Origin of the sequence: Sphingomonas sp. GC_Shp_5, from assembly GCF_026540855.1 — a bacterium.
Classification (GTDB): Bacteria; Pseudomonadota; Alphaproteobacteria; order Sphingomonadales; family Sphingomonadaceae; genus Sphingomonas.
Map to the genome: position 1 here is coordinate 140,830 of NZ_JALNUP010000001.1, position 15,740 is coordinate 156,569.

A 15,740-nucleotide genomic window follows, 5' to 3' on the forward strand; every position below is an offset into this window, starting at 1 on the left:
TTGCTGATCCATGGAAATCCGTTTCGTCTCCGCCGTCGCTCCCGAAGCCCCGATCGTCGCGCTTGCGGTGGAAAAGGACGCCGGTCGCACGAGCTGGGCCGGGCTGGAGGAAGGCGCTCAGGCGCTCGCCACCGCCGCTGCCAAGGCCCAGCGCTTCGAGGGCGAGGCAGGATCGCTCGTCGAGCTGTTCGTCCAAACTGGCGGCACCACCCGCCAGTTGCTGCTGCTGGGCGTCGGCGCCGGCAGCGAGGTCGATTGGGAAAAGGCGGGCGGCGCGTTGACCGCCAAGCTGCTCACCTCGGGCGCGACCGAGGTCGTTGCAGACATCGCCGCCGCCAAGCCGTCGGCTAAGGCCGCCGCGCGCTTTGCCGGTGCCGCCGCGCAGCGCGCGTGGCGCTACGACATCTATCGCACCAAGCTGCCCGAGAAGCAGAAGCCGACGCTCGGCGTGATCTCGATCGCCGGCGCGCCGGAGGGCAGCGATGCCGCATGGGTAGCGCAGGATGCGATCACCCGTGGTCTGGCGCTGACCCGCACGCTGGTCGCGGCGCCGCCGAACATCCTTTACCCTGAGAGCTTCGTCGAATGGGTCCGCCGCGATGTCGAGGGGCTCGGGCTTGAGATCACCGTGCTCGACGAGGCGGCGATGCGCGAGCTCGGCATGGGGTCGCTGCTCGGCGTCAGCCAGGGCAGCCCACGCGAGGCGCGCGTCCTTGCGCTGCGCTGGAACGGGGCGGGGGCGGGTGATCCCGCGGTCGCCTTTGTCGGCAAGGGCGTCACCTTCGATACCGGCGGCATCTCGCTGAAGCCCGGGCCCGGCATGGAAGACATGAAGTGGGACATGGGCGGCGCCGGCGCCGTCGCAGGCGCGATGAAGGCGCTCGCCGCGCGCAAGGCCAAGGTCAATGTCGTCGGCGTCTGCGGGCTGGTCGAGAACATGCCCGACGGCAACGCCCAGCGCCCGGGCGACGTCGTCACCTCCATGTCCGGCCAGACGATCGAGATCCTCAACACCGATGCAGAGGGCCGGCTGGTGCTCGCCGACGCGATCACCTGGACGCAGCGGACCTTCAAGCCGCAGGTGGTGGTCGATCTCGCCACGCTCACCGGCGCGATGATCGTCAGCCTCGGCCATGAATATGGCGGCGTCTTCGCCAATGATGATGGCCTCGCCGACAAGCTGCTCGCCGCCGGGCTGGCGACGGGGGACAAATTGTGGCGCTTCCCGCTGTCCGACGCCTACAACAAGATGATCGATTCGCCGATCGCCGACATGAAGAACATCGGCCCGCGCGGCGCCGGCTCCATCACCGCGGCGCAGTTCATCCAGCGCTTCGTCGACGAGGGCGTCAAATGGGCGCACCTCGACATCGCCGGCATGGTCTGGTCCGACAAGGCCGGCGCCACCCACGACAAGGGCGCGACCGGCTACGGCGTGCGCCTGCTCGATCGCTTCATCGCCGACAATTTCGAGGGCTGAGTCCCCAGCCGTCATCCCGGCTTGCGCCGGGATGACGAACATGGGCGAGGGACGATAAGAGGCAGGCGATGCAGGTCGACTTTTACCATCTCACCGTCACCCCGCTGGAGCGCGCGCTGCCGCAGATCGCCGCCAAGGTGGTGGAGACCGGCAACCGCCTGCTGATCGTCAGCACGCGCGACGATCAACGCGCCGCACTTGATCGGCTGCTCTGGACCTACCAGGCGGACAGCTTCCTGCCCCATGCACAGCAGGGCGCCAGCGACGATGCCGCGCAGCCGATCCTGTTGTCGCCCGACATCGGTTCCGCCAACGCCGCCCGCCACGTCGCGCTGGTCGACGGCGCCTGGCGCGACGAGGCGCTCGGCTTCGAGCGCGCCTTCCATTTCTTCGAGGACGAGCACATCGAGCAGGCGCGCCACGCCTGGCGCGCGCTCGGCGGGCACGACGGCGTCGAGCGCCGCTACTGGAAACAGGGCGACGACGGTCGCTGGGAAAAGGCCGCCTGATCGGCGATCATTGGCCGCCACCATGGCGTCGTCCCTCGCGGCCGGGAGCCGCGATGTTGCATTGCCCGCCCCCCGCGACTAGGGCGGCGCCACTTCACTACAGCCCATAAAACAGGAGCCCGTGACCATCATGGCCGCGAACCGTACCTTCTCGATCATCAAGCCCGATGCCACCCGCCGCAACCTCACCGGTGCGGTCACCAAGATGCTCGAAGACGCCGGCCTCCGCGTCGTCGCGTCCAAGCGCATCCAGATGACCCGCGAGCAGGCCGAAGGCTTCTACGCCGTCCATCGCGAGCGTCCGTTCTTCAACGATCTGGTCTCGTTCATGATCTCTGGCCCGGTCGTGGTCCAGGTGCTCGAGGGCGAGAATGCGATGCAGCGCAATCGCGACATCATGGGCGCCACCAACCCCGCCAATGCCGACGCCGGCACGATCCGCAAGGAAATCGCCGAGTCGATCGAGGCCAATTCGGTCCATGGCTCGGACTCGGACGAGAATGCCGCGATCGAGATCGCCTATTTCTTCAAGCCCGAAGAGATCGTCGGCTGATGATCGAGTGGCGGCTGCGGCGTGCGTCCCCCGAGGATGCACCCGCGGTCGCGCTGGTCGCGGGGGCAAGCTTCCTCGAGGCCTTTGCCGGCGTTCTCGCCGGCGCCGATATCATCGCCCACCTCGCGCGCAACAGCTCGATCGGGTGTTTTGCCGCCTGGGCGCACGATCCGCTAAGCGTTGTCACCCTTGCCGAGCATTCCGACGGCGCCGCCCCGGTCGGCTATACCGTGCTCACCGCGCCAGACCTGCCGATCGCCGCTGCGCCCGGCGACATCGAGCTGCGCCGCATCTACACGCTCCAACTTGCCCATGGCACCGGTCTCGGCCCGGCACTGATGGCCCGCGCGGTCGCCGATGCCGGCGCCGCGGGTCACCGCCGCCTGCTGCTCGGCGTTTATGCCGGCAACGCGCGGGCCCGCGCCTTCTACGAACGCCAGGGCTTTGCGGTCGCCGGCACCCGCCAATATCGCGTCGGCGAGACGCTGCACGACGATCTGATCTACGCGCGGCCGCTGTAGCGCGATCAGCTTGTCGGCTTTTCCTTCGCCCAGGCCGCTTCGAGCGCCGCCGGCGTCCCGCCACGCTGACGCAGCCGCAGCCCTTCGAGCTTGAACGAACGCCCGAGTAGGCGCCGGCCCTCGGTCTTCCACACCACGTCCTGGATCGAGGTCGCGGTCCGCGCGCTGTCGCCGACCCAATAGCGCACCGTCACCAGCACCGGCAGCCGGCCGGTGCGATCGTCGGCGCCACCGTCGGTGAGCTTGAGCATCGCCGACTTGAACCAGCTTGAGTCGATTGCCGCATCCGCCGGGCTCTGCTGCGATACGCCGAGCGCCTGGGGAAAGGCGACGGTGACGTCGGAGAGGTCGTGGCGGGCGTCATGCAGCGTGATCCGCTCGCCGCCGGCCTCGACGGTGCCGGTAAGATCCACCCGCGCCTTGTCGCGCGCCTCGCTCGTCGCGGTGGCGACGCGCTCGGCCTGATCGGCGCGGCGGTCCGCCCAGTTGGAATAGAGCGTCAGCGCAGCAATCACCACGCCCGCCACCGCGACCACCTCGGCGAGCGTCACCCACCGCCGGCGGGTGCGCGCCTGATCCGCGGTCTCGGTCATCGCCCGCCCGCCTCGAGCAGCGCCTCGGGCGCCGCCAGTTCCCAGCCGCGCGCGATCCGGTCCTCGATCAGCGTCCAGTCGGCGTCGTCGCCGAGCTCGATCGCCTGGTCGCCATCGTCGCCGAGCACCAGCAGCTGCGCGTCCGCGAGCTGCGCGAAGCGGGTGCCCGCCACGAAGAAGCCGGGGCCGTCGGCTGATGCGCGCTCCTCGGTGTCGGGAAGCAGCAGCGCGATGGCGCGGACGCGGGACAGCGGATCGGTCATCGGCGGACGAACTCCTTGAGCACGCGAGGGTAGAGCAGATGTTCCTGGTCGAGCACCCGCGCGGCGAGCGCGTCGGGCGTGTCGCCGGGCAGGATCGGCACCTCGGCCTGGCCGAGCACCGCGCCGCCGTCGAGCTCCTCGGTGACGACATGGACCGAGCAGCCGGCACTCGCATCGCCGGCCGCGATCGCCCGGGCGTGGGTATCGAGCCCCTTGTACTTGGGCAGCAGCGAGGGGTGGATGTTGACGATCCGGTCGCGCCAGCGGGCGACGAATTCGTCGGACAGCAGGCGCATGTAGCCCGCCAGCGCGATCACCTCGACGCCGGCCTCGCGCAACGCGGTGTCGATCGCTTCCTCATACACCGGCTTGCCGATCCCCTTGGGCGAGAGCGCGAAGGTGGCAAGGCCGTGCGCGCGAGCCCAGGCCAGTCCGGGTGCGTCGGGCTTGTCGGAGGCGACCAGCGCGATGGGAATGCCGGCCTCGGCCAGCGCCATCATGTTCGAGCCGCGGCCCGAGATCAGCACCCCGACCCGCTTGGGGGCCTCGGTAGCCGTGGCGGCGGTCTCAGCCATGATGGGTCGCGGTCCAGTCGGCGCGCGCGCTCCAGGTCTCGGTCGAGCCGCTGACGGTGCAGCCCCGCGCGCCGGCCTCGATCCGCCCGATCGCGAACACCGTCTCGCCCGCCGCGGTCAGGGCGTCGGTGACCGCTTCCGCCTGGTCGGCCGCGACCACCACCGCCATGCCGATCCCGCAGTTGAAGGTCCGCGCCATCTCCTCGGGCTCGATCCCGCCCTGCGCCTGGAGGAACGCCATCAGCCGCGGCTGCTCCCAGGCGTCGGCATCCACCACCGCATGCGTGTCGTCAGGGAGCACGCGGGGGATGTTCTCGAGCAACCCGCCGCCGGTGATGTGCGCCAGCCCCTTGATCGCGCGCTCGCGCAGCAACGGCAGCAGGCTGGCGACATAGATCCGCGTCGGCGCCATCAGGATGTCGATCAGCAGCCGATCCGAATCGAACAGGGCGGGGCGGTCGAGCTTCCAGGCCTTGTCCGCGGCAAGCCGGCGTACCAGCGAAAAACCGTTCGAATGGACGCCGGACGAGGCCAAACCGAGGATGACGTCGCCGGCGGCGATCGTCTGCCCGGTCAGCACCTTGTCGCGCTCCACCGCACCGACGCAGAAGCCGGCCAGGTCATAGTCGCCGTCGGCATACATGCCGGGCATCTCCGCGGTTTCGCCGCCGATCAGCGCGCAGCCGGCCTGCTTGCAGCCTTCCGCGATCGAGGCGACGACCCGCTCGGCGATCCCGCTCTCGAGCTTGCCGGTCGCGTAATAATCCAGGAAGAACAACGGCTCGGCACCCTGGACGATCAGGTCGTTGGCGCACATCGCAACAAGGTCGACGCCGACACCCTCGTGCCGGTCCCAGTCGATCGCGAGCTTCAGCTTGGTGCCGACGCCGTCATTCGCCGCCACCAGCAGCGGATCGACAAAGCCCGCTGCCTTGAGATCGAAGAAGCCGCCGAAGCCGCCGAGATCGGCATCCGCCCCGGCACGGCGGGTCGCCTTGGCGAGCGGTCCGATGGCACGGACGAGGGCATTGCCGGCGGCGATGGACACCCCTGCATCGGCATAGGTGTAGGGCGCGTTGCGACGATCGTTGGTCATGGTCGAGCCTGCTAGACATATCGCGCTTGGATTTCCACGCCTGCTTCGCCAAAAGGCCTGACGATGCGTCTCCGTACCCTGTCCACCTCGCTCGCGCTCGCCGCGCTGCTGCTCGGCGCCGGCGCGATCGCCCAGATGGAGGGCGGCCGTGGCGTCGCGCCCGTCGACAGCGGTAGCAGCTACGAAGTCACCGGAGTCACCGTCGATGTCGCCGGCAAGACCGCCGAGGCCGCGCGGCTCGGAGGCTGGCGGGTCGCCCAGCGCAAGGCGTGGGTCCAGCTCTCCAATCGTCTTGGCGGCGGGGGTGGCCTGGTATCCGATGGTACGCTCGACCAGCTCGTCTCCGGCATCGTCGTCGAGAATGAGCAGATCGGTCCCAATCGCTACATCGCCCGGCTCGGGGTGCTGTTCAATCGCGCCCGCGCCGCCTCGCTGCTCGGCATCAGCGCCTATTCGGATCGCTCGCGGCCGATGCTGCTGGTGCCGCTCCAGGTGTCGGCCGGGGTCGAGACGGTGTTCGAGCAGCGCAGCGAGTGGCAGGAGGCCTGGGCACGCTACCGCACCGGCAACAGCAGCGTCGACTATGTCCGTCCGTCCGGCAACGGTGCCGATTCGCTGCTGCTCAACGCCGGCCAGATCGCGCGGCCGGGGCGCGGCTGGTGGCGCACGATCATCGATCAATATGGCGCCGCGGACATCCTGATCCCGGTGGTGCGGCTCTATCGCACCTATCCCGGCGGTCCGGTCATCGGCGTGTTCCAGGCGCGCCACGGGCCTGACAATGAACTGGTCGGCAGCTTCACCCTGCGCGTCAACAATGCCGCCGGTCTGCCCAAGCTGCTCGACACCGGGGTCGCCCGGATGGACAACCTGTTCGAGCAGGCGCTGCGCAGCGGCGTGCTCGGGGTCGATCCCACGCTGTCGCCGCCGCCGCCGCCCGAGCCGGTGGTCGACGACAGCGCGCCCGATCTGGGTAACGACAGCCTCACCGACATCGTCGGCGATCTGTCCGGCGCTGCCGTCGGCATCCCGATTACGGTCCAGTTCGACACGCCGAGCGCCGCGACCGTCGCCAATACCGAAGGTCTGGTGCGCGGCATCCTCGGCGTCCGCACCGCCTCCACCACCAGCCTCGCCCTCGGCGGCGTCTCGCTCATGCGGGTCACCTTCGATGGCGATCCCGCGGTGCTCAAGGCGGCGCTGGAGTCGCGCGGCTATCAGGTGCTCGGCAGCGGGCAGACGCTGCGCATCCGCCGTGCACCGCAGCTGCTGCCGCCCAACATCCCGGCCGACGCCCAGCCCGCCGGATGAGCCAGCTCGCGCTCCCGCTCGGCTGGCCGGCGGACCCTCGCGACGAGGCCTTCCTGATCACCCCGTCCAACGCCCGCGCCGCGCATACGCTGGAGCATTGGGCGACGTGGCCGGTGATGGCCGCCGTGCTCACCGGCCCACGCAAGTCGGGGCGCAGCCTGCTCGCGCGCATCTTCGCCGCCAAGAGTGGCGGCACCATCATCGACGATGCCGAGCGCGTACCCGAGCAGCAGCTGTTCCATGCCTGGAACCAGGCGCAGGCCGAGCATCGGCCGCTGGTGATCGTCGCGGATGCGTTGCCGCCCGCCTGGGGCGTCAAGCTCCCGGACTTACGCTCGCGGTTGGCCGCCAGCCCGCACGCCGCGATCACCGCGCCCGACGACGAGTTGATGCACGCGCTGTTCGGCCAGCTCTTCCTGCGCCGCGGGCTCGATGCCCGGCCGGACCTGGTCGACTGGCTGACCCTGCGGGTCGAGCGGAGCCACATCGCCATCCAGCGGGTGGTCGACGCGCTCGATCAGGCGGTGCTGGAGAGCCGCAAACGCCTGTCGATACCGCTCGCGCGGACCGTGCTGGCGGACGCAGGGATCGTCATGCAATCGCAATCGTTGTTTCCTACGACCGATTTATGACACGCCCAGCTCACCTCGCCCATCTGCCCGACGCTGATGACGATCCCTTCGTTCCCGAGGTGAACGATCGCTACTTCAATCGCGAACTGTCATGGCTGGCGTTCAACCGCCGGGTGCTCGAGGAGGCCTGCAACAAGGCGCACCCGCTGCTCGAGCGGCTCCGTTTCCTGTCGATCTCGGGCTCCAACCTCGACGAATTCTTCATGGTCCGGGTGGCGGGGCTGAAGGGCCAGCAGCTCAAGGACGTCGACCGCCGCTCCGCCGACGGGCTCACCGCCACCCAGCAGCTCGGCGCGATCATCACCGAGGCCGATGCGCTGATGGCCAGCCAGCAGCATGTCTGGGGCGACCTGCGCACCCTGCTCGACGAGGCCGACCTGCGCGTGCTCCGACGCGACGAGGTCGATGCCGAGGCGGCGGCGTGGCTGGAAGACCATTTCCGCGAGCAGATCTTCCCGATCCTCACCCCGCAGGCGCTGGATCCGGCCCACCCGTTCCCGTTCATCCCCAACAAGGGGCTGTCGGTGATCTTCGATCTGGTCCGCGACAATGATCGCGAGCCGGTGCTCGAGCTGGTCATGCTGCCGACCAGCGCGCCCCGTTTCATCCGCCTGCCCGGGGAGCCGGCGCGGTACGTCTCGATCGAGGCGGTGGTGAAGCGCTTCGCCCCGGTGCTGTTCCCGGGCTATACCATGAATGGCGCCGCCGCCTTCCGGGTGCTGCGCGACAGCGACATCGAGATCGACGAAGAGGCCGAGGATCTCGTCCGCTACTTCGCCAATGCCATCAAGCGCCGCCGCCGCGGCCGGGTGATCCGGCTCGAGCTCGAGACGGGCATGCCCGACAATCTCGCCGAGGTGCTGCGCGAGGCGCTCGGCGGCAGCGAGGCGATCATCACCGAGAGCGGCAATCTGCTCGGCATCGGCGATCTCGAGGCGATCGTCGACGAGGACCGGCCCGATCTCAAATTCCCGCCGTTCACGCCGCGCTTCCCCGAGCGTATCCGCGAATTTGCGGGCGACTGCTTCGCGGCGATCCGCGCGAAGGACATCGTCGTCCATCATCCCTACGAAACGTTCGACGTCGTGCTCGCCTTCCTCAAGCAGGCCGCCGCCGACCCGGACGTGATCGCGATCAAGCAGACGCTGTACCGCGCCGGCAAGCAGCCCGCGGTGATCAACGCGCTGATCGCCGCTGCCGAATCCGGCAAATCGGTCACCGCGGTGGTCGAGCTGCGCGCGCGGTTCGACGAGGAACAGAATATCATGTGGGCGAGCGCGCTCGAGCGCGCCGGCGTCCAGGTGGTCTATGGCTTCCTCGAGTGGAAAACCCACGCCAAGGTGTCGATGGTGGTGCGCCGCGAGGGCGGCCAGTTCCGCACCTACTGCCATTTCGGCACCGGCAATTATCATCCCGTCACGGCGCGGATCTACACCGATCTGTCCTTCTTCACCGCCGATGCCCGCATCGGTCGCGATGCCGCGCAGATGTTCAACTACGTCACCGGCTATGTCGAGCCGACCGATATCGCCAAGGTCAGCCTGTCGCCGCGCGACCTGCGCCAGCGCCTGCTCGAGATGATCGATGCCGAGATCGGCCATGCCCAGGCGGGGCGTGCCGGCGCGGTCTGGGCCAAGATGAACTCGCTGGTCGATCCCGAGATCATCGACAAGCTCTACGAGGCGAGCGACGCAGGGGTGGAGATCGAGCTGATCATCCGCGGCATCTGCTGCCTGCGCCCCGGCGTTCCCGGCCTGTCGGACAACATCCGCGTCAAGTCGGTGATCGGCCGCTTCCTCGAGCACAGCCGCATCTTCTGCTTCGGCAACGGCGCGGCGCTGCCCAACGATGGCGCCCGCGTGTTCATTTCCTCGGCCGACTGGATGCCACGCAACTTCGATCGGCGGGTCGAATATATGGTGCCGCTGGAAAATCCGACGGTCCACGATCAGGTGCTCGATCAGGTGATGGTTGCCAATCTGATCGACAACGAACAGAGCTGGGAGCTGGAGGCGGACGGCCGCTACGTGCGCGAGGAGCCGGGCGAGAAGCCGTTCAATCTCCACCGCTACTTCATGATCAACCCCTCGCTGTCGGGCCGCGGCGCGTCGCTCGGCGCGAGCACCGCGGTGCCGACCTTGTCGCTGAGGCGGCGGCGATAGCCGGGGGTAACCGGCGGGTCGGCGCTTGTTCTGCCCGCCCGCGTGCCGCAGGGAGGCGGCCTGTCGACCCCTCGTGCCCCGGTGATTGCTGAAACGATGGCCACGCTCTTCCGCAAACGACCACCGCAGGCCGCCGCGCAGCCCCGCACCGGGATCATCGACATCGGCTCCAATTCGGTGCGGCTGGTGGTCTATGAAGGCCATCCGCGGCTGCCGGCGATGCTGCTCAACGAGAAGGTCATGGCCGGGCTCGGTCGCGGGCTGGCGACGACGGGCGCGATGACCCCTGCATCGATGCGCCTCGCCCAGGGGGCGCTGGCCCGGTTTGCCGCGATCGGCCGCGAGATGGACGCCAGCCTGCGCACCGTCGCCACTGCCGCGGTGCGCGATGCCTCCAATGGCCCGGCGTTCATCGCGGCCGCCACCGCGCTCGGCCTCACCGTCGAGGTGCTCAGCGGCGAGCAGGAGGCGACCGCGTCGGGCCTCGGCGTGCTCTCCGCCATCCCCGACGCCGATGGCATCGTCGGCGATCTCGGGGGCGGCAGCCTCGAGCTGGTGCGCGTCGTCGCCGGCACCGTCACCGATCGCATCTCCTTCCCGCTCGGCGTGCTGCGCATCGCCGCGCTGCGCGCCAACCGCGGTCCCGGCTTCGAGCGGCTGATCGTCCGGCTGCTCGGCGAGGCGGGCTGGGCCGGGCGGGGCAAAGGGCTGCCGCTGTACATGGTCGGCGGTTCGTGGCGCGCGCTGGCGCGGCTCGACATGAGCCTCACCGGCTATCCGCTACCGATCATCCACGGTTATGCCTTGAGCCCGGCGACCGTCGCCCGGCTCGGCCGCAGCATATCGCACCTTTCCAAGCCACGGTTGCGCGCGGTGCCCGGCATGTCCGCCGCGCGCGCCGCCGCGATCGGCGACGCCACCGCGCTGCTCGGCGTGGTGATGCGCGAGCTCGGCAGCAGCACTGCGATCGCCTCCACTTACGGCCTGCGCGAGGGCCTGCTCTACGGCACGCTCGATGCCGAGACCCGCGCGCTCGATCCGCTCATCGTCGGCGTTCGCGAGGAGGGGCGGGTGCTCAGCCGCTTTCCCGATCTCGGCGACATGCTCGATGGCTGGATCGCGCCGCTGTTCGCCGACCCGGACGAGACCGCGCGGCTGCGCCTCGCCGCCTGCCTGCTCGCCGACGCCGGCTGGCGCGCCAACCCCGAGTTCCGCGACGAGCAGGCGGTGGAAGCGGCACTGCACGGCAATTGGGTGGCGATCGACGGCGCCGGCCGGGCGATGGTGGCGCAGGCGCTGCACACCAGCCTCACCGGCACCACCGCCGCCCATCCGCTGCTGCCGACCCTGCTCGCCGAGCCGCAGCTCCAGGCGGCGAGCATCTGGGGCCTGGCGATGCGTTTCGGCCAGCGCTTCAGCGCCGGGCTTACCGGCCCGCTGCAGCGCTCGTCATTGGTGCTGTCGGACCGCAACCTGACGCTGCGCCTGCCCGACGAGGACCGCGGCCTTTATGCCGAGGCGGTCGAGCGGCGCCACGCCGCGCTCGCCGCGGCGCTCAAGCGCCGCCCGGCGGTGGAAACGATCAGCCGCAGCTGACCCGCGTCACCCGGTGGTCGGCGCCGGTCACGATGTTGAGCCGGTCGGTGCGATAATCCATCGTCATCACGCTGTCGGGACCAAGCCGGCGCAGGCTGCGGGCGCCGCTGCGCTTGAGCGCTGTCGCGAACAACGCCTCATCCGCGGTCTGCCCGACCAACTCCTGGAGCCCGGCAGCATCGCACGGCGCGACGGCCGCCGGCGGCGCCACCACCGCGGCGGGCTGCGGCGCGCAGCCGACCAGCGCCACCAGCGGCAGCAGCCGCCAGCTCATGCGCCGTCCTCGGTGCGCGTCATCTTGAGCTTGCCGCCCTGGACGGCGAAGCCGAGCCGCCCCTCGACGAGGTCGAGCGCATCGCGACCGAACTGGTCGAACCGCCAGCCCTCGAGCATCGGCAGCCCGGTGCGGACCCCGGCGGCGAGCGCCTCCAGTTCGTCGGCGCGGGCGAGCAGCTTGGAGGCGACATCGATGTCGCGGCTGCGGATCTTGAGCAGCAGCTTGAGCAGGTCGGCGACCAGCGAGCCATCCTTGCCGAGCCCCGGCTTGCGATCGTCGCGTGGCGGCAGCTCGTCGCCCTCGAGCGGCGGTGCATTCTCCAGCGCCGCCATCAGCCGCCCGCCGATGTCGTTGCTCGCCCAGGTCGCCGAGAGGCCGCGGACCTTGGCGAGATCGGCCTGCTTGCGCGGCGGGTGGCCGGCGAGATCGCCCAGCGTCTCGTCCTTGACGATGCGGCCGCGCGGCAGGTCCTTGGCCTGCGCCTCCAGCTCGCGCCAGCGGGCGAGCGCCTTTAGCCGGCCGAGCACGTCGGGCTTGCGCCCGGAGATGCGCACCCGCTTCCAGGCGAGATCGGGATCGTTGGCGTAATTGGCCTTGTCGCCGAGCCGCTCCATTTCCTGGTTGAGCCACGCGCCGCGCCCCGTCTTGCGCAGCCGCTCGAGCATCTTGGGAAAGATCACCGCGAGATGGGTGACGTCGCCGATCGCATATTCGATCTGGCGCTCGTCGAGCGGGCGGCGCGCCCAGTCGGTAAAGCGCGCGCCCTTGTCGACCGCGATGCCGAGCCAGCTGTCGACCAGGTTGGAATAGCCGATCTGCTCGCCCTGGCCGAGCGCCATCGCCGCCACCTGGGTGTCGAACAGCGGGTGAGGGGTCTTGCCGGTGAGATTGTAGATGATCTCGATGTCCTGCCCGCCGGCGTGGAACACCTTGAGCACGTCCTCATTGTCGGTGAGCAGATCGAGCAGCGGCTGCATGTCGAGCCCCGGCGCCATCGGATCGATCGCCGCCGCCTCGTTCACGTCCGCGATCTGGATCAGGCACAGTTCGGGGTAATAGGTGCTCTCGCGCATGAACTCGGTGTCGACCGTGATGAAGTCGGCCTGGGCCAGGCGGGTACACAGATTGGCGAGCGAAGCGCTGTCGGTAATCAACGGGTGGATATGCATCCGATCGCCCATAGCGCGCTCGCGCGGGTTGACAAAGCGGGGATGGAACAGGGTAGGGCGCACCTCATCCTTTTAGCCGTTCCCCGGCGAAGGCCGGAGCCCAGGGTCACAGAGCCAGCCGCTTGAGATCCCGGGCCCCGGCCTCCGCCGGGGAACGCGTATGCGAGACAAACCACATGCACGCCTATCGCACCCACACTTGCGCCGCGCTCGACGCCTCGGCGGTCGGTGACACCGTCCGCCTGTCAGGCTGGGTACATCGCAAGCGCGATCACGGCGGCGTGCTCTTCATCGATCTGCGCGATCATTATGGCATCACCCAGATCGTCGCCGACAGCGACTCGGCCGCGCTGCCGGTGCTCGAGGCGATCCGCGCCGAATCGGTGATCACCATCGACGGCGTGGTGAAGGCGCGTGGCGAGGGCACCACCAACCCCAATCTCGCCACCGGCGAGATCGAGGTGTTCGCGCAGAGCGTCACCATCCAGTCCGCCGCCAACGAGCTGCCGATGCCGGTCGCCGGCGACAATGAATATCCCGAGGACATCCGCCTGCGCTATCGCTTCGTCGACCTGCGCCGCGAGCGGATCCACGCCAACATCATGCTGCGCAGCAACGTCATCGCCTCGCTGCGCCAGCGGATGAACGCGCAAGGGTTCACCGAATTCCAGACGCCGATCCTTACCGCGTCGAGCCCCGAGGGCGCGCGCGACTATCTCGTTCCCAGCCGCGTTCATCCGGGCAAGTTCTATGCGCTCCCCCAGGCGCCGCAGATGTTCAAGCAGCTGCTGATGGTCGCCGGCTTCGATCGCTACTTCCAGATCGCGCCCTGCTTCCGCGACGAGGACGCCCGCGCCGACCGCTCGCCCGGTGAATTCTACCAGCTCGACTTCGAGATGAGCTTCGTCACCCAGGAAGACGTGTTCCAGGCGATCGAGCCGGTGCTCCACGGCCTGTTCGAACAGTTCGCCGATTGGCAGGGCAAGGGCCGCCAGGTCTCGGCGCTGCCGTTCCGCCGCATCCCCTATCGGGAATCGATGCTGAAGTACGGCAACGACAAGCCGGACCTGCGCAACCCGATCCTGATCAGCGACGTCTCCGATCACTTCACCGGCTCGGGTTTCGGCCGCTTTGCCGCGATCGTCGAGGCCGGCGATGTCGTCCGCGCCATCCCCGCGCCCAACACCGCCGACAAGAGCCGCAAGTTCTTCGACGACATGAACGGCTGGGCACAGTCGGAGGGCTTTGCCGGGCTCGGCTATGCCACCCGCAAGGGCGGTGAATGGGGTGGCCCGATCGCCAAGAACCATGGCGAGGACGGTATGGCCAGGCTCGCCGAGACGCTCGGCCTCGGCCCGGACGACGGCATCTTCTTCGCCGCCGGCAAGGAAGGCCAGGCCACCAAGCTCGCCGGCCTCGCCCGCACCCGCGTCGGCGAGAGCCTCGGGCTGATCGATCCCAAGCGCTTCGAATTCTGCTGGATCGTCGATTTCCCGATGTTTGAATATGACGAGGACGCCAAGAAGGTCGACTTCAGCCACAATCCCTTCTCGATGCCGCAAGGCGAGATGGAGGCGCTCGAGACCAAGGATCCGCTCGACATCCTCGCCTATCAGTATGACATCGTCTGCAACGGCATCGAGCTGAGCTCGGGCGCGATCCGGAACCACAAGCCCGAGATCATGTACAAGGCGTTCGAGATCGCCGGCTATAGCCAGGCCGATGTCGACCAGAATTTCTCGGGGATGATCAACGCCTTCAAGTGCGGCGCCCCGCCGCACGGCGGCTCGGCACCGGGCATCGACCGGATGGTCATGCTGCTCGCCGACGAGCCCAACATCCGCGAGGTCATCACCTTCCCGATGACCCAGAAGGCCGAGGATCTGATGATGGGCGCGCCCAATTTCGCGACGCCCAAGCAGCTCAAGGAACTCAACCTGCGCTCGACCGCCGAGTTAAAGAAGGACGTCGACAAGGCAGTGGCCCCCAGCGCCGGCTGACCTCTTATACCCCCCGTCATCCTGAACTCGTTCCAGGATCCATGGCCGACCCTCCGCCCCGGGGCGGAGCCGGCTAGGGATGCTGACACGTTCAGGATGACGGGCGGCAGGAGAGAACCCGATCCCTCCTCACGCGTTGGCCTGATGTCCATCCGTCAGGAGCCCCGATGATCGACCTCAGCGAGTATGAAGCCGGCAAGCCCTACAAGGGCCGCTACAAGCACGATCTCGCGCATCTCCAGGCGCATCTCGAGCAGATCCTGGTCGCGCACATCATCCACGGCCGACGCGCCGTCGTGATGTTCGAGGGGTGGGACGCCGCCGGCAAGGGCGGCGTCATCCAGCGCCTCACCGCCGAATGGGATCCGCGCCACTATGAGGTCTATCCGATCTCAGCGCCGTCGGCGGAGGAAAAGGCCCATGATTTCCTTTGGCGCTTCCGCAACCGGCTGCCGGCCGCCGGCAACGTCACCGTGTTCGATCGCAGCTGGTACGGGCGGGTGCTGGTCGAGCGGGTCGAGGGCTATGCCAGCGAGGCCGATTGGCGCCGCGGCTATGACGAGATCAACGCCTTTGAGGCGGGGCTGGTCGAAGACGGCATCACCCTCGTCAAGGTGTTCGTCCACATCGGCCAGGCCGAGCAGGACAAGCGCCTGCTGTCGCGGCTGCACGACCCGTGGAAGCGCTGGAAGACCGGTGCCGACGATTACCGCAACCGCGCCCGCCGCGCCGAATATCTCGCCGCGATGCACGACATGTTCGCCCGCACCGATACCGGCGGCACGCCCTGGATCGTGATCGACGGCAACGACAAGAAAGCCGCACGCATCGCGGCGCTGAAGGCGATCAGCCGGCAGCTCGAGGCCAGTGTCGACATGACCCCGCCGCCGCTCGACCCCGAACTCGCGAGGATCGCGCACGAGGCACTGGGCGTAGAGGTCTAGCCGCGCCGCCCCACCGAACCCGTCACCCCAGCGGAAGCTGGGGTCTCCCGCGGCTCCTT

16 protein-coding genes are annotated in these 15,740 nt (G+C 68.9%); 10 read left to right on the plus strand and 6 right to left on the minus strand.

The features are described 5' to 3' along the window. The first annotated feature begins 10 nt into the window (after positions 1 to 10). From OXR60_RS00655 to OXR60_RS00670, 4 genes are all read left to right on the plus strand, one after another. The gene (locus tag OXR60_RS00655; RefSeq protein WP_267393049.1) at positions 11 to 1,480 is read left to right on the plus strand and encodes a leucyl aminopeptidase; all 1,470 of its coding nucleotides are present in this window, start codon (positions 11 to 13) and stop codon (positions 1,478 to 1,480) included. A gap of 68 nt (positions 1,481 to 1,548) precedes the next feature. Further along, a complete protein-coding gene (locus OXR60_RS00660; protein WP_267393051.1) occupies positions 1,549 to 1,989 on the plus strand; it encodes a DNA polymerase III subunit chi in 441 nt (146 codons plus the stop codon). 130 nt (positions 1,990 to 2,119) lie between these two features. Then, positions 2,120 to 2,542 carry a nucleoside-diphosphate kinase gene (gene ndk, locus OXR60_RS00665; RefSeq protein ID WP_267393576.1) on the plus strand — a complete coding sequence of 141 codons (423 nt, stop codon included), beginning with the start codon at positions 2,120 to 2,122 and terminating at the stop codon, positions 2,540 to 2,542. Then, entirely contained in the window at positions 2,542 to 3,063 is a 522-nt protein-coding gene (locus OXR60_RS00670; protein WP_267393053.1) for a GNAT family N-acetyltransferase, read from the plus strand. Before ndk ends, OXR60_RS00670 begins: the two co-directional genes overlap by 1 nt. 5 nt (positions 3,064 to 3,068) lie before the next feature. Here OXR60_RS00670 and OXR60_RS00675 read toward each other — a convergent pair whose 3' ends face one another. The 4 genes from OXR60_RS00675 to purM are packed head-to-tail and all read right to left on the minus strand — an operon-like array spanning position 3,069 to position 5,590. Next, entirely contained in the window at positions 3,069 to 3,656 is a 588-nt protein-coding gene (locus OXR60_RS00675) for a hypothetical protein (protein ID WP_267393055.1), read from the minus strand. Further along, positions 3,653 to 3,919, minus strand: a complete 267-nt coding sequence (locus OXR60_RS00680; protein WP_267393057.1) for an MmcQ/YjbR family DNA-binding protein — start codon at positions 3,917 to 3,919, stop codon at positions 3,653 to 3,655. The genes OXR60_RS00675 and OXR60_RS00680 overlap by 4 nt, the downstream gene beginning before the upstream one ends. After that, positions 3,916 to 4,494: a phosphoribosylglycinamide formyltransferase gene (purN, locus tag OXR60_RS00685; protein WP_267393059.1), complete on the minus strand. Its 579-nt coding sequence runs from the start codon at positions 4,492 to 4,494 to the stop codon at positions 3,916 to 3,918. The genes OXR60_RS00680 and purN overlap by 4 nt, the downstream gene beginning before the upstream one ends. After that, positions 4,487 to 5,590 (minus strand): phosphoribosylformylglycinamidine cyclo-ligase, encoded by a 1,104-nt coding sequence (purM, locus tag OXR60_RS00690; RefSeq protein ID WP_267393061.1) that lies wholly within the window; start codon positions 5,588 to 5,590, stop codon positions 4,487 to 4,489. The genes purN and purM overlap by 8 nt, the downstream gene beginning before the upstream one ends. Before the next feature lie 63 nt (positions 5,591 to 5,653). Here purM and OXR60_RS00695 point away from each other — a divergent pair, with 63 nt between their 5' ends. From OXR60_RS00695 to OXR60_RS00710, 4 genes are all read left to right on the plus strand, one after another. Beyond that, complete coding sequence (locus OXR60_RS00695; RefSeq protein ID WP_267393063.1) at positions 5,654 to 6,901, plus strand: heavy-metal-associated domain-containing protein; 1,248 nt, start codon at positions 5,654 to 5,656, stop codon at positions 6,899 to 6,901. Further along, positions 6,898 to 7,533 carry a chromosomal replication initiator DnaA gene (locus tag OXR60_RS00700; RefSeq protein WP_267393065.1) on the plus strand — a complete coding sequence of 212 codons (636 nt, stop codon included), beginning with the start codon at positions 6,898 to 6,900 and terminating at the stop codon, positions 7,531 to 7,533. Before OXR60_RS00695 ends, OXR60_RS00700 begins: the two co-directional genes overlap by 4 nt. Then, positions 7,530 to 9,695 carry an RNA degradosome polyphosphate kinase gene (locus tag OXR60_RS00705; protein ID WP_267393067.1) on the plus strand — a complete coding sequence of 722 codons (2,166 nt, stop codon included), beginning with the start codon at positions 7,530 to 7,532 and terminating at the stop codon, positions 9,693 to 9,695. The genes OXR60_RS00700 and OXR60_RS00705 overlap by 4 nt, the downstream gene beginning before the upstream one ends. Positions 9,696 to 9,791: 96 nt before the next feature. Continuing rightward, a complete protein-coding gene (locus tag OXR60_RS00710) occupies positions 9,792 to 11,291 on the plus strand; it encodes a Ppx/GppA family phosphatase (RefSeq protein ID WP_267393069.1) in 1,500 nt (499 codons plus the stop codon). Here the strand turns inward: OXR60_RS00710 and OXR60_RS00715 are convergent. Then, positions 11,278 to 11,565 carry an I78 family peptidase inhibitor gene (locus tag OXR60_RS00715; RefSeq protein ID WP_267393071.1) on the minus strand — a complete coding sequence of 96 codons (288 nt, stop codon included), beginning with the start codon at positions 11,563 to 11,565 and terminating at the stop codon, positions 11,278 to 11,280. The two genes, OXR60_RS00710 and OXR60_RS00715, sit on opposite strands and share 14 nt — an antisense overlap. Next, positions 11,562 to 12,737 carry a ribonuclease D gene (gene rnd, locus OXR60_RS00720; RefSeq protein ID WP_267393578.1) on the minus strand — a complete coding sequence of 392 codons (1,176 nt, stop codon included), beginning with the start codon at positions 12,735 to 12,737 and terminating at the stop codon, positions 11,562 to 11,564. Before rnd ends, OXR60_RS00715 begins: the two co-directional genes overlap by 4 nt. A gap of 176 nt (positions 12,738 to 12,913) precedes the next feature. Between rnd and aspS the strand changes: the two genes are divergently transcribed. Next, positions 12,914 to 14,737, plus strand: coding sequence for an aspartate--tRNA ligase (gene aspS, locus OXR60_RS00725; RefSeq protein WP_267393073.1), 1,824 nt, complete (start codon positions 12,914 to 12,916; stop codon positions 14,735 to 14,737). Between the two features lie 167 nt (positions 14,738 to 14,904). Next, positions 14,905 to 15,681 carry a polyphosphate kinase gene (locus OXR60_RS00730; RefSeq protein ID WP_267393075.1) on the plus strand — a complete coding sequence of 259 codons (777 nt, stop codon included), beginning with the start codon at positions 14,905 to 14,907 and terminating at the stop codon, positions 15,679 to 15,681. Positions 15,682 to 15,740 lie beyond the last annotated feature (59 nt).